We start from the raw sequence: 12,447 nt of genomic DNA, 5'->3' as shown, positions 1-12,447 counted from the left end.
CCTCGCGGGTCAGACTCCCGGCGGCGACCCCCGCCGAACGGTACCTTGATAGCAACAACCTGGTCGCCCGCCTGAACCTGCCCAATATGCAGTGGGCACCGGAACAGAAGGTCGAGATCTACGCCGAGGCGATCAAGGGACTGCTAACGCTTGAACCGAATATCGAGAAGCAGATCAAATACTTGGATTTCGTCGATATTTACACGGGATTGAGTGATGCTGAGCGTCAGCTGTATGAATCCCGATACCCGCAGGAGAGCACCGCCATGACCGGACTGGCCGAGCGTTTACGTACCGAAGGTATGCAGCAAGGCATGCAGCAGGGCATGCAGCAGGGCATGCAGCAGGGCATGCAGCAAGGCGAGCAGACCCTAATTCGCAAGCAACTGGTGCGTCGTTTTGGTCCACTCGATGAGAAGACGGAGCAGCGGCTGCAGCAAGCGACCACTGACGAACTGGAACAGTGGGCCGAGAACCTGCTGGACGCCCAGTCGCTGCCCGACGTCTTCGGGGAAGGCTAAGCGCCCACTGAGCCCTGCGATTGCTCCTTCCAATCGCGGCACCCAGCCGCCTCGCGGGTCAGACCCTGAGGTCTCCCCACGAATCATCCCGTGACTGCCAGTGTCGCTTCTTGACGCATGAGCCGGATTAGCCTCTCCGTTCGGCCCGCTGGCTAGCTGGCCAGAATGGGTTCGCAGCCAAGCCGCCACAGCGAGAGACCCGCCGTGATCAACTCGAGAGGTCCTGGTATGACTACTTCACCTAAGCATGTAACATTTGATGAAGACAGCTTCTGGGTCGAACTCAATGACGGTCGCACTATCGGCATTCCGATGGCATGGTTTCCACGGGTACTCAATGCAACCCCCGACCAGCGAGCCGATTACGAATTGAGCCCTTGCGGGATCCATTGGGATGCCCTTGATGAAGACATTTCCATCGAGGGGTTATTAGCCGGTCATGGCGACATGACCCACCGGCGTCAGGATGTCGCCTGAACTGGAGCCACCCAAGCCAGCTCGCTGCTCTGCGGAGCGCGGCACCCAGCCCCGCCTCGCGGGTCAGACCCCGGCAGCGAGCACTCTACCGGCAACAGGCACCACCCCAGCCCTGGCAACCCAGCGGGGTCTGACCCAAGAGAGCCACCTAAGCCAGCTCACGGATCTGCGAAGCGCGGCACCCAGCCCCGCCTCGCGGGTCAGACCCCGGCAGCGAGCACTCTACCGGCAACAGGCACCCCCACAGCCCTGGCAACCAAGCGGGGTCTGACCCAAGAGAGCCACCGAAGCCAGCTCATGGGTCTGCGAAGCGCGGCACCCAGCCCCGCCTCGCGGACAAACCACGGCTGATACCACCAGATCCAAGGAAGCTCCTATGTGCGGCATCGTAGGCGGGATCGCGCAACGCGACATCACCCCCATCCTGCTGGAAGGCCTCAAGCGCCTGGAATACCGCGGTTACGACTCCGCCGGCATGGCCGTGGTGCGTACCGGCGAGCTGCAGCGCGAACGCGCCCAGGGCAAGGTCGCCGAGCTGGAAGCGGCGCTCACCCGGCGCCGCCTCAACGGCCGGCTGGGCATCGCCCACACCCGCTGGGCCACCCACGGAAAGCCCAGCCGCGAGAACGCCCATCCGCACCTCTCCAGCGCCAGCGTGGCGGTGGTGCACAACGGCATCATCGAGAACTTCGAGCCGCTCAAGGCGCGCCTGGAAGGGCAGGGCTACCGCTTCCACTCGGAGACCGATACCGAAGTCATCGCCCATCTCTTCGACTGCCACTACCGCGCGCAACCCCAACCGCGCCACGCCCAGGAAGCCCGCGATACCCTGCTGGCCGCCTTCCGCGCCACCCTGGCCGAACTGCACGGCGCCTACGCATTGGGCATCATCCACTGCGAGCACCCCGAACAGCTGCTCTGCGCCCGCATGGGCAGCCCACTGGTCATCGGCGTGGGCAGTGGCGAGCACTTCATCGCCTCAGACCCCTTGGCGCTGCTCCAGGTCACCGACCGCTTCGTCTACCTCGAAGAAGGCGACCACGCCCTGCTCACTGCCCACACCAGTGATATCTTCTCTAGCGGCCCGGTTCTGCAAGGGGAGCAATCGGGCACCATAAGGGGGTGTGGGAGCTCAGCTCCGCTGAGCAATTCCTGCTATTGGCAGCAGGCAGAACGCCCCATCGCGCGCTTCGAACACGGCCCCCAGGCCGCCAGCAAGGGCGACTACCGCCACTTCATGCTCAAGGAGATCCACGAGCAGCCCGAGGTGCTGGTCGATACCCTGGCCGACAAGCTGACGCCGGAAGGCACGCTGCTCACCGCCGTGCTGGGCCCCGAGGCCGCCGAGCTGCTGCCCCGGGTCAAGCAGGTGCAGATTGTGGCCTGCGGCACCAGCTACCACGCCGGCCTGGTGGCGCGCTACTGGCTCGAGAGCCTGGCGGGGCTGCCATGCAGCGTGGAGGTGGCCAGCGAGTTCCGCTACCGCCATGTGGCCGTGCAGCCCGGCACGCTGTTCGTCACCCTCTCCCAGTCCGGCGAGACGGCCGATACCCTGGCCGCGCTGCGCTTCGCCAAGTCGGCCGGGTATCTCGCTACGCTTGCCATCTGCAACGTGCCGGGCAGCTCGCTGGTACGCGAGAGCCAGTTGCGGCTGATGACCCACGCCGGCCCCGAGATCGGCGTGGCCTCCACCAAGGCCTTCACCACCCAGCTGGCGGTGCTGGCCTGGCTGGCGCTGGTGCTGGGTCGCGAGCAGGGCAGGCTGGATGAGGTTGAGCTGGCCGAGCAGATCGCCGCGCTGCAGGCGCTGCCCGAGCAGCTACGCCAGGTGCTGGAGCTCGAGCCGGCCATCGCCGAGCTGGCCAACGGCTTCGCCGAGAAGCGCCACACCCTCTTCCTGGGCCGCGGCGCCCACTATCCGGTGGCCATGGAAGGCGCGCTCAAGCTCAAGGAGATCTCCTACATCCACGCCGAGGCCTACGCCGCCGGCGAGCTCAAGCACGGCCCCCTGGCGCTGGTCGACGACGCCATGCCGGTGGTCAGCGTGGCCCCCAGCGACGCGCTGCTGGAAAAGCTCAAGAGCAACCTGCAGGAAGTGCGCGCCCGCGGCGGCCGGCTGATCAACTTCGTCTGCGAACGCGCCGGCCTGGAAGACGAGGAGGGCATGCGCAACTTCCCGCTGCCCAAGGTCCCCGAGCTCACCGCCCCGATCCTCTACAGCGTGCCCCTGCAACTGCTCAGCTACCACGTCGCCCTGGTCAAGGGCACCGACGTCGACAAGCCTCGTAACCTGGCCAAATCCGTCACCGTCGAATAGTGTCGCCCACGGGTCTTGGCCCGCAGATTTTCACTGATCAACACTCTAGCCGCTTGGCCGCTTGGCCGCTTGGCCGCTTGGCCGCTTGGCCGCTTGGCCGCTTGGCCGCTTGGCCGCTTGGCCGCTTGGCCGCTTGGCCGCTTGGCCCTAACACACCTCGCCCCTGGTACCTATGCTCTCACAGCTGAAAGAACTCTATTACCTACTCACCGCCGAGCAGCGCAAGAAACTCCTGCGCCTCCAGATCCTGGTGGTGCTGATGTCCTTCGCCGAGATTGCCGGCGTGGTCTCCATCGGCCCCTTCATGGCGCTGGTGGGCGATATGAGCCAGCTGCAGGGCAAGGGCATGATGGCCGATCTCTACCGCGCCAGCGGATTCACCGAGCCCCGTACCTTCCTGTTCTGGCTGGGCATCGGCGTGCTGGTGGTGCTCACTGGCTCGGCGCTGATCTCGATGTTTACCATCTGGCGGCTCTCAATGTATGGCGCGCGGGTAGGAGCGGAACTCGCGAGCCGGCTTTACCGCCACTACATGCATCAGCCTTGGCTGTTTCATGCCAGCGGCAGCAGCAGCCAGCTCACCAACCAGATCGCCCAGGAGTGTCAGCGCATCACGGGCAGCATCATCAACCCGCTGATGCAGATGAATGCCAAGCTGGTGATGGCGCTGATGATGGCGCTGGCGATATTTCTCTATAACCCCGTGGTGGCCCTGGCGGGGCTAGTAATCTTCTCGCTGGCCTATGTACTGCTCTATCGCACGGTGCGTCGGCGGTTGGTGCGCAATGGCAAGGCGATCACCGAGGCCCAGCGGCTTCGCTTCAAGCTGATGGGCGAGGGCTTCGGTGGCATCAAGGATGCCCTGCTGCTCGGCCGCCAGGAGGTGTTCACCGATCGCTTCGATGGCGCCTGCGATCGCTTCGCCGAGGCACAGGGCACCACCCAGGCCATGGGCCAGGCGCCTCGCTACGCCATGGAGCTGGTCGCCTTCGGTAGCGTGATCTTCCTGATCCTTTATCTGCTGGCCGCCCACCAGGGCAACCTGGGTACCATCCTGCCGGTGCTCTCCGTGTATGCCCTGGCGGGTTTCAAGCTGTTGCCGGCCTTCCAGCAGGTGTATACCAGCATCTCGCAGATCCGCGGCAACCTGGCCGCCTTCGATGCCCTGCGCGACGACCTGCGCGCCAGTGCCATGGCGCCGCAAGCTGCTGCCGTCAGCCAACAGGCAGACCAGCAGCAAGCCGCCCACTGGGCGCCACGCGATGCTATCCAACTCAAGGATGTGACCTTTACCTACCCTGGGAAAGATGAGCCGGCCCTGAAGGCCCTGAACCTGGAGATCCCCGCCAACCGGGTGATCGGCCTGGTGGGGGCCTCCGGCTCCGGCAAGTCCACTGCCATCGATCTGCTGCTGGGGCTGATCGAGCCGCAACAGGGCCAATTGCTGGTAGATGGAGAACCGGTCACGGACCAACATCGCCGCGCCTGGCAGAATAGCTTGGGCTTCGTCCCCCAGGCGATCTTTCTGGCCGATAGCTCCATCCGCGAGAATATCGGCTTCGGCCTGCCGCCGGAAGCCATCGACGAGGCCAAGGTGCGCAAGGCGGCCAGCATGGCGCACCTGGATGAACTGCTCGCCGAACTGCCCGATGGCCTGGAGACTCGCGTGGGCGAACGCGGCGTGCAGCTCTCCGGCGGTCAACGCCAGCGTATCGGCATCGCACGCGCCCTCTACCACGACGCCGACGTACTGATCCTCGATGAGGCCACCAGTGCGCTGGACGGCATCACTGAGAAGCTGATCATGGACGCCATTCACGACTTCTCCGGTAAGAAGACCATCATCATGATCGCCCACCGCCTGGCCACGGTGAAGCAGTGCGACTCGATCTATTTGCTCGCGGATGGCCGCCTGGTCGATCAAGGCAGTTATACCGAGCTCTCCGAACGTAACACCATCTTCAAACGCATGGCCGAGCATGCATAACGGTAATTGATAGGGAATTCACTCGATGTTCAATGATGCATCTATACTCGTCACCGGCGGCACAGGCTCCTTTGGGCACACCTTCATCCCCATGCTGCTCGAGCGCTATAACCCCAAGCGGGTGATCATCTTCTCGCGCGATGAGATGAAGCAGTGGGAAATGGCCAAGAAGTTCGAGGGTGATTCCCGCGTGCGTTTCTTCATCGGCGACGTGCGCGACCGCGAGCGTATCTACCGCGCCCTGGACGGTGTCGATTACGTGGTGCATGCCGCGGCCACCAAGATCGTGCCCACGGCCGAGTACAACCCCTTCGAGTGCGTCAAGACCAACGTCATCGGCGCCATGAACCTGATCGATGCCTGCATTGACAAGGGGGTCAAGAAGGTGGTGGCACTCTCCACCGACAAGGCCAGCAGCCCGATCAACCTGTACGGTGCCACCAAGCTGACCTCCGACAAGCTTTTCGTGGCCGGCAACTCCTACGCCGGCGGCCATGACACCCGTTTCGCGGTGGTACGCTATGGCAATGTGATGGGTTCGCGCGGCTCGGTGATCCCGTTCTTCGTGTCAATCAAGGATAGGGGCGTGCTGCCGATCACCGATGCGCGCATGACGCGCTTCATGATCTCCCTGGAGCAGGGCGTCGAGCTCGTCTGGCACGCCTTCGAGGACATGGAAGGCGGCGAAATCTACGTCAAGAAGATCCCCTCCATGAAGGTCACCGAACTGGCGCGGGTGGTGGCCCCGGAAGCGAAGCAGGAGGAAGTCGGCATCCGCCCCGGCGAGAAGCTGCACGAGCAGATGATCGGCGCCGAGGATGCCTACTACACCTACGAGTACCCCGAGCACTTCAAGATCCTGCCGGCTATCAACAGCTGGGACAAGGACGCCAACCGTATCAAGGACGGCAAGAAGGTGCCGGAAGGCTTCGTTTACGCCAGTGACAACAACGCCGAATGGATGAGCGACGACACGCTCAAGACGTGGCTCGACGCCAACTGGGAAAAGATTGGAGCGATCTGAATGATTCCCTACGGACGCCAGGATATCCAGCAGGCCGATATCGACGCCGTGCTGGCGGTGCTGCAGTCGGACTTCCTGACCCAAGGCCCAATGGTGCCGCGCTTCGAGCAGGCAGTGGCCGACAAGGTCGGGGCGCGCCATGCGCTGGCGGTCAACAGCGCCACCTCGGCGCTGCACATCGCCTGCCTGGCGCTGGGCCTGGGGGAGGGCGATGCGCTCTGGACCTCGCCAATCACTTTCGTCGCCTCGGCCAACTGTGGCCTCTATTGCGGGGCCAAGGTCGACTTCGTGGATATCGATCCGCGCACCTATAACCTCTGCCCCCAGGCCCTGGCGGCCAAGCTCGAGCGGGCCGAACGGGAAGGGCGCCTGCCCAAGGTGGTGGTGGCGGTGCACCTGTGTGGCCAGCCCTGCGACATGCAGGCCATCCATGCCCTCGGCCAGCGCTACGGCTTCAAGATCATCGAGGATGCCTCCCATGCCATCGGCGGCCAGTACCAGAATGAGACCATCGGTAACGGCCATTATAGCGATATCAGCGTATTCAGCTTCCACCCGGTGAAGATCATCACCACCGCCGAAGGCGGCATGGCGCTGACCAATGATGATCGACTGGCACAGCAGATGAACCTGCTACGCAGCCACGGCGTGACCCGCGACCCCGCACTGATGACCCACGAGGCCGATGGCCCCTGGTACTACCAGCAGGTGGCGCTGGGCTTCAACTACCGCATGACCGAGTTGCAGGCGGCGCTGGGCGTCAGCCAGCTCGAGCGCCTGGACGACTACGTGGCCCGGCGCAATGCCATTGCCGCCCGCTATGATGACCTGCTGGAAAGCCTGCCGGTGACCACGCCCTGGCAGCATCCAGACGCCTATTCCGGGCGCCACCTCTATGTGATTCGCCTCCAACTCGACCAGATCGGCTTGACCCATCGCCAGGTCTTCGAGGCGCTGCGCGAGAAGGGCATTGGCGTGAACCTCCACTACATCCCGGTACATACCCAGCCCTACTATCAGGCCATGGGCTTCCAGGCGGGCGATTTTCCCGAGGCGCAGCGCTACTACGCCGAGGCCATCAGCCTGCCGATGTTCCCCACCCTGAGCGACGCCCAGCAGGATGCGGTGGTGGCGGCGCTCAAACAGGCCCTGACCGGCTCATGAAGATTGCCATCATTCCCGCCCGGGGCGGCAGCAAGCGGATCCCGCGCAAGAACATCAAGGCGTTCTGCGGCAAGCCGATGATCGCCTGGTCGATCGAGGCCGCGCTGGCCAGCGGCTGCTTCAATCGGGTCATCGTCTCCACCGACGATGACGAGATCGCTGCGGTGGCGCGCGAGTGGGGCGCCGAGGTGCCGTTTATGCGCCCCGCCGCGTTGGCTGACGACCATACCGGCACCATCCCGGTGATCGCCCACGCCATCGACTGGCTGCGCAAGCAGGGCCAGTCACCCGAGGCCGTGTGCTGCCTCTACGCCACCGCGCCCTTCGCCCAGGCGGATGACCTGAAGAAAGGCGAGCAGGCCTTGCAGTCGCCCGGCGTCGAGTATGCCTTCTCGGTGACCAGCTACGCCTTCCCGATCCAGCGCGCCTTGCGGCTCACCGCCGAGGGGCGTGTGGCGATGTTTCAGCCGGAACACTTCGCCACCCGTTCCCAGGACCTGGAAGAGGCCTGGCATGATGCCGGCCAGTTCTACTGGGGCCGTGCCGGGGCCTGGAGTGCCGGTACGCCGATCTTCAGCCAGCGCGCCGTGCCGGTGACGCTGCCGCGACATCGCGTGCAGGACATCGACACCCCGGAGGATTGGCAGCGCGCTGAATGGTTGTTCAAGGCCCTGCAGGCCCAGGGGCACGCCGATGGCTAAGGAAGTAGCGAATAGCCAAGGGCAGGGCAGCCGCGCGCCGCGAGTCGTGTTTCGTGCCGATGCCTCGCTGCAGATCGGCAGCGGCCACGTGATGCGCTGCTTGACCCTCGCCGAGGCCCTGCGTGAGCAAGGCGCCGAGTGTCACTTCCTGTGCCGTGAACATACGGGGCATGCCCTCGATCTGCTGCAGGCCCGCGGCTTCGCCATCCATCGGCTGCCGACCGGCCACCCAGAAACCCCCGCAGCGGCAGAGTCACCGTCTACTCCTCAGCAGCTGGCCCACGCCGACTGGCTCGGTACCACCTGGGAAGCGGATGCCGCCCAGTGCGCCGAGATCCTGGAAGGGCTGGCCCCCGACTGGCTGGTGGTCGACCACTATGCGCTCGATGCCCGCTGGGAAGCCCGGGTGACACCGGCCGACGGCCGGCTGCTGGTGATTGATGACCTGGCCGATCGAGAACATCGCGCCGACCTGCTGCTCGACCAGAACCTGGGCCGCCAGGCCGAGGACTATGCAGGCCTCGTCCCCGGGCATTGCCGTTGCCTGGTCGGCCCGCGCTATGCGCTATTGCGCCCCGAGTTCGCCCCTTTGCGTGAGACCAGCCTGGCACGCCGCCGCTCCCCGCGGCTGCGTGAGTTGCTGATCACCCTGGGCGGCGTGGACAAGGACAATGCCACCACTGACGTACTGAGCGCCCTCAGCGATTGCCCACTACCCGACGATTGCCATATCACCGTGGTCATGGGGGCCTCGGCGCCCTGGCGGGAATCGGTCCAGGCCAAGGCCGCGACCCTGCCATGGCCCACCGAAGTGGTGGTCAATGTGGCCGACATGGCCGAGCGCATGGCCGAGGCGGACCTCGCCATCGGCGCCGCCGGCAGCACCTCCTGGGAGCGCTGCTGCCTGGGGCTGCCGACGCTGATGGTGGTACTGGCGGAGAATCAGCAGCCGATCGCCGAGGCCCTGGATGCCGCCGGCGTGGCCGTGTCCCTCGGCCCGCCCGTGCAACTGGGTTCGCTAGCGGCACGCTGGCCGGCCCTGATCCGGCCGCAGGCGCTGGCCCGGATGAGCGAGGCAGCCGCATCACTCACCGCAGGCGACGGCACGGCCATTGTGTGTCATGCCATGTGGGAGATCGCTGAGGAGAGCCCCTGCGAATGACAGCTGACAGCGTCCACCTTCGCCCGCTTCAGGAAATGGATCTCGAGCGCATCCGCACCTGGCGCAACCATCCCGAGGTGCGCCGCTTCATGTATACGCAACATGCGATCAGCGCCGACGAGCACCATGGCTGGTTTCAGCGGGCACGCAACGATCCCGACAGGCATCTGATGATCGTCGAGCGGCAGTTTTGTGACGCCGCCAGTGAGCCCTTCGGCTTCGTCAACCTTCACGTGGTGGATACCCACGCCAGGCGTGCCGTCTGGGGGTTCTACCTCGCCCCCGAGGCGCCGCGCGGCAGTGGCAGGGCACTTGGCGAGGCGGCGTTGGTCCACGCCTTCGCCACCCTCAAGCTGCACAAGCTGTGTGGTGAGGCCCTGGCGAGCAATGACCGCTCGATCCGGTTTCATCAACGCCTGGGCTTCGAGCAGGAAGCCCGCCTGCGCGACCACCACTTCGACGGCCGTACCTATCATGACGTCATCGGCTTTGGCCTGCTCGCCGCCGACTGGCAGCCACGTCAAGGAGCCACCACCCCATGACCCACCCCGCTATCGAGATCGCCGGCCGCCGCATCGCCGCGGACCAGCCGCCCTACGTCATCGCCGAGCTGTCCGCCAACCATAACGGCAAGCTCGAAACCGCCATGCGCATCATCGAGGAAGCCAGCAAGGCCGGTGCCGACGCCGTCAAGCTGCAGACCTACCGCCCCGATACCATCACCCTCGACTGCGACAGTGACGACTTCAAGATCAAAGGCGGACTGTGGGACGGGCGGACTCTTTACGAGCTCTATGAAGAAGCGCATATGCCTTGGGAGTGGCATCAGCCGCTCTTCGAGCACGCTCGCAAGCTCGGCATCACCATCTTCAGCTCACCCTTCGATACCACGGCGGTGGATCTGCTCGAAGAGCTCGGCGCCCCGGCCTACAAGATCGCCTCCTTCGAGGCCGTCGACCTGCCGCTGATCGAATACGTTGCCCGCACCGGCAAGCCGATGATCATCTCCACCGGCATGGCCGACGCCGAGGAGATCCAGGAAGCCATCGACGCCGCCCGCGGCGCCGGGTGCGAAGAGCTGGCCATCCTGCACTGCGTCAGCGGTTATCCCGCCCCGGCGGAAGATTACAACCTGCGTACCATCCCCGACATGATCGAGCGTTTCGGGCTGGTCACGGGACTCTCCGACCACACCATCGACAACACCACCGCCATCACCAGCGTGGCGTTGGGCGCCAGCCTGATCGAGAAACACTTTACCCTCGACCGCAACGGCGGCGGCCCCGACGACAGCTTTTCCCTTGAACCCCCTGAACTCGCCGCCCTGTGTCGCGATGCCAAGACCGCCTGGCAGGCGCTGGGTCAGGTAGATTACGGGAGAAAGTCCAGCGAGCAGGGTAATGCACAGTTCCGGCGATCGCTGTATTTCGTCAAGGATTTGAAAGCCGGTGAGGTGATTACCGAGGATGCGGTGAGGAGTGTGAGGCCGGGGTATGGGATTTCGCCCAAGCACTTCAATAATATTATAGGCGATAATGTCGTTCGAGATGTTGCTAAAAACACACCCGTAACTACTGATTTTTTAGGTGAGTCAAGTCTTGCCCCTACGGTTTACTGATACTATTTGCATTTTTTAGCAACGAACTTAATTTGGGGTATTCGGTTAATGACAAGTGTGTTGGTAGATTTTGGAGATGAGTGCTACCCGGAAGATGTAGTCGATGCAATTCCTGCTGGAGATGATAAAAAAGCATCTTTCGTTTTCCTAACTAGGCATGATGAAGTCGCTGTTTATTTAAAAGATCATGGATGTAGTGTTGAGAAATATTTTGATGTAAGTGAGTCATCTTTTTGGTGCGAGTCTAAGGAAGAAAAAGAAAAAACTTTCTTCGAACTTATTGCATGCCCCGAAACCTTTATGATTTTTGAACGCCAGGCGAGTAAGGCCGAGCTATGCCTGTCAATGCAAGAGAGGGTGTTGTTAATTTATAAAAAGTTCGAGTGCGCATATAATTTTTTTTATCGAAATACAATCTCTTATTATTTCATGTTTTCTACGCCCCATAGAATTGAGCAATGGCTGTATGGGAAAGTTGCAGAATTGTTGGGTGTTAGAGTCGTTTATGTGCAAAATTCAATAATCCCGTGGCGGTACTTTTTAGCTGAAGGGTTGAGTAGAGATAATCGATCATTTATAGCCCCGTGCGGATTTCCTGTATCAACGTTATTGCAAGAGGGAGAGTGTAGTCAAATAAATAAATTCCTTGAAAGTAAAAAAGGGCGTAGAGAAAATGCATTGCCATTCTACGAGGCAATGCGAAATAAAAATAATATTGGGTGGAAATCACTTTTCAAAAAGCTCTTTTTTGACTACCAAAACCATAAGTCGATGAGAGCCTTCAAATACTTTTTTTATTATAAGAAAAATGCTGTCGAGCCTTCGTTCAGCGGAGATTATGTAATCTTTTTTTTGCATTATCAGCCAGAAAAAACCACCTTACCAGAAGGGTGGGGGTTTACGCAGCAGTATTTAGCAATCAAAGCAATGAGAGACGCACTTCCTGATGATATGTGCCTGTATGTTAAAGAACACCCGTCAATGTTTAATAATAAATTTCCAAAGGGTGTGAGGTCGCTTGAATTTTACAAGAGTATATCTGAACTAACAAATACTTATTTAGTAGATATTAATATAGATTCTTATAAATTAATTGATGGCTCTTGCCTTACATCATCTGTCAATGGAACCGTTTCTGTAGAGTCAGTTATTCGTGGAAAGCCTAGTGTTGTATTTGGGAGAGGTGTTTACTCAACAATTAAAAATGATGAATTAATCCATTTATATGAAGATACAGAATCATTAAGTCGCTTTTGTGTGAAAGTTAATAGAAAAGAGTTTAACATAAGCTATGATGATGTTTGCAAACTTTTCCATAACGAGTGTGAGACTTCAGTCTCAGGTCTTGGGGACAATGCCTGGAAAAATGAACCCAGTGTAGCAAAGAAAGCGAAATATAATGGGAAGTTGATAGCTTTTTCTCAATTCGTGAGGAGTGTGGCGGGTTGAGTCGTCGAAAGGCTTTGGCATGTTGCA

11 protein-coding genes are annotated in these 12,447 nt (G+C 61.3%); all 11 read left to right on the top strand.

The window, feature by feature from the left end; translation table 11 throughout:
• Nucleotides 1–86: 86 nt before the first annotated feature.
• The 11 genes from M8009_RS03940 (at nucleotide 87) to M8009_RS03890 (ending at nucleotide 12,420) form a co-directional block, all read left to right on the top strand.
• Nucleotides 87–521 (top strand): DUF4351 domain-containing protein, encoded by a 435-nt coding sequence (locus M8009_RS03940; RefSeq protein ID WP_250059447.1) that lies wholly within the window; start codon nucleotides 87–89, stop codon nucleotides 519–521.
• 228 nt (nucleotides 522–749) lie between these two features.
• Nucleotides 750–998 (top strand): DUF2442 domain-containing protein, encoded by a 249-nt coding sequence (locus tag M8009_RS03935; RefSeq protein ID WP_250059446.1) that lies wholly within the window; start codon nucleotides 750–752, stop codon nucleotides 996–998.
• Between the two features lie 376 nt (nucleotides 999–1,374).
• Nucleotides 1,375–3,315 (top strand): glutamine--fructose-6-phosphate transaminase (isomerizing), encoded by a 1,941-nt coding sequence (glmS, locus tag M8009_RS03930; RefSeq protein WP_250059445.1) that lies wholly within the window; start codon nucleotides 1,375–1,377, stop codon nucleotides 3,313–3,315.
• A gap of 172 nt (nucleotides 3,316–3,487) precedes the next feature.
• Entirely contained in the window at nucleotides 3,488–5,302 is a 1,815-nt protein-coding gene (locus M8009_RS03925; RefSeq protein WP_250059444.1) for an ABC transporter ATP-binding protein, read from the top strand.
• Nucleotides 5,303–5,327: 25 nt separating this feature from the next.
• Complete coding sequence (gene pseB, locus M8009_RS03920; protein ID WP_250059443.1) at nucleotides 5,328–6,326, top strand: UDP-N-acetylglucosamine 4,6-dehydratase (inverting); 999 nt, start codon at nucleotides 5,328–5,330, stop codon at nucleotides 6,324–6,326.
• The gene (pseC, locus tag M8009_RS03915) at nucleotides 6,327–7,490 is read left to right on the top strand and encodes a UDP-4-amino-4,6-dideoxy-N-acetyl-beta-L-altrosamine transaminase (RefSeq protein ID WP_250059442.1); all 1,164 of its coding nucleotides are present in this window, start codon (nucleotides 6,327–6,329) and stop codon (nucleotides 7,488–7,490) included.
• Entirely contained in the window at nucleotides 7,487–8,191 is a 705-nt protein-coding gene (gene pseF, locus M8009_RS03910) for a pseudaminic acid cytidylyltransferase (protein WP_250059441.1), read from the top strand. Before pseC ends, pseF begins: the two co-directional genes overlap by 4 nt.
• On the top strand, nucleotides 8,184–9,353 hold the full coding sequence (pseG, locus tag M8009_RS03905) for a UDP-2,4-diacetamido-2,4,6-trideoxy-beta-L-altropyranose hydrolase (protein ID WP_250059440.1): 1,170 nt from the start codon (nucleotides 8,184–8,186) through the stop codon (nucleotides 9,351–9,353). The genes pseF and pseG overlap by 8 nt, the downstream gene beginning before the upstream one ends.
• On the top strand, nucleotides 9,350–9,895 hold the full coding sequence (pseH, locus tag M8009_RS03900) for a UDP-4-amino-4,6-dideoxy-N-acetyl-beta-L-altrosamine N-acetyltransferase (protein ID WP_250059439.1): 546 nt from the start codon (nucleotides 9,350–9,352) through the stop codon (nucleotides 9,893–9,895). Before pseG ends, pseH begins: the two co-directional genes overlap by 4 nt.
• On the top strand, nucleotides 9,892–10,971 hold the full coding sequence (pseI, locus tag M8009_RS03895) for a pseudaminic acid synthase (RefSeq protein ID WP_250059438.1): 1,080 nt from the start codon (nucleotides 9,892–9,894) through the stop codon (nucleotides 10,969–10,971). Before pseH ends, pseI begins: the two co-directional genes overlap by 4 nt.
• Nucleotides 10,972–11,019: 48 nt before the next feature.
• A complete protein-coding gene (locus M8009_RS03890; protein WP_250059437.1) occupies nucleotides 11,020–12,420 on the top strand; it encodes a capsular biosynthesis protein in 1,401 nt (466 codons plus the stop codon).
• Nucleotides 12,421–12,447 lie beyond the last annotated feature (27 nt).

This window comes from Halomonas gemina (assembly GCF_023554995.1).
GTDB lineage: Bacteria > Pseudomonadota > Gammaproteobacteria > Pseudomonadales > Halomonadaceae > Halomonas > Halomonas gemina.
This window is presented reverse-complemented; position numbering and strand designations above follow the sequence as displayed.

Coding starts and splice junctions, on each gene's coding strand:
- M8009_RS03940 (WP_250059447.1), top strand. CDS start 87: ATGCAGTGGGCACCGGAACAGAAGGTCGAGATCTACGCCGAGGCGATC.
- M8009_RS03935 (WP_250059446.1), top strand. CDS start 750: ATGACTACTTCACCTAAGCATGTAACATTTGATGAAGACAGCTTCTGG.
- glmS (WP_250059445.1), top strand. CDS start 1,375: ATGTGCGGCATCGTAGGCGGGATCGCGCAACGCGACATCACCCCCATC.
- M8009_RS03925 (WP_250059444.1), top strand. CDS start 3,488: ATGCTCTCACAGCTGAAAGAACTCTATTACCTACTCACCGCCGAGCAG.
- pseB (WP_250059443.1), top strand. CDS start 5,328: ATGTTCAATGATGCATCTATACTCGTCACCGGCGGCACAGGCTCCTTT.
- pseC (WP_250059442.1), top strand. CDS start 6,327: ATGATTCCCTACGGACGCCAGGATATCCAGCAGGCCGATATCGACGCC.
- pseF (WP_250059441.1), top strand. CDS start 7,487: ATGAAGATTGCCATCATTCCCGCCCGGGGCGGCAGCAAGCGGATCCCG.
- pseG (WP_250059440.1), top strand. CDS start 8,184: ATGGCTAAGGAAGTAGCGAATAGCCAAGGGCAGGGCAGCCGCGCGCCG.
- pseH (WP_250059439.1), top strand. CDS start 9,350: ATGACAGCTGACAGCGTCCACCTTCGCCCGCTTCAGGAAATGGATCTC.
- pseI (WP_250059438.1), top strand. CDS start 9,892: ATGACCCACCCCGCTATCGAGATCGCCGGCCGCCGCATCGCCGCGGAC.
- M8009_RS03890 (WP_250059437.1), top strand. CDS start 11,020: ATGACAAGTGTGTTGGTAGATTTTGGAGATGAGTGCTACCCGGAAGAT.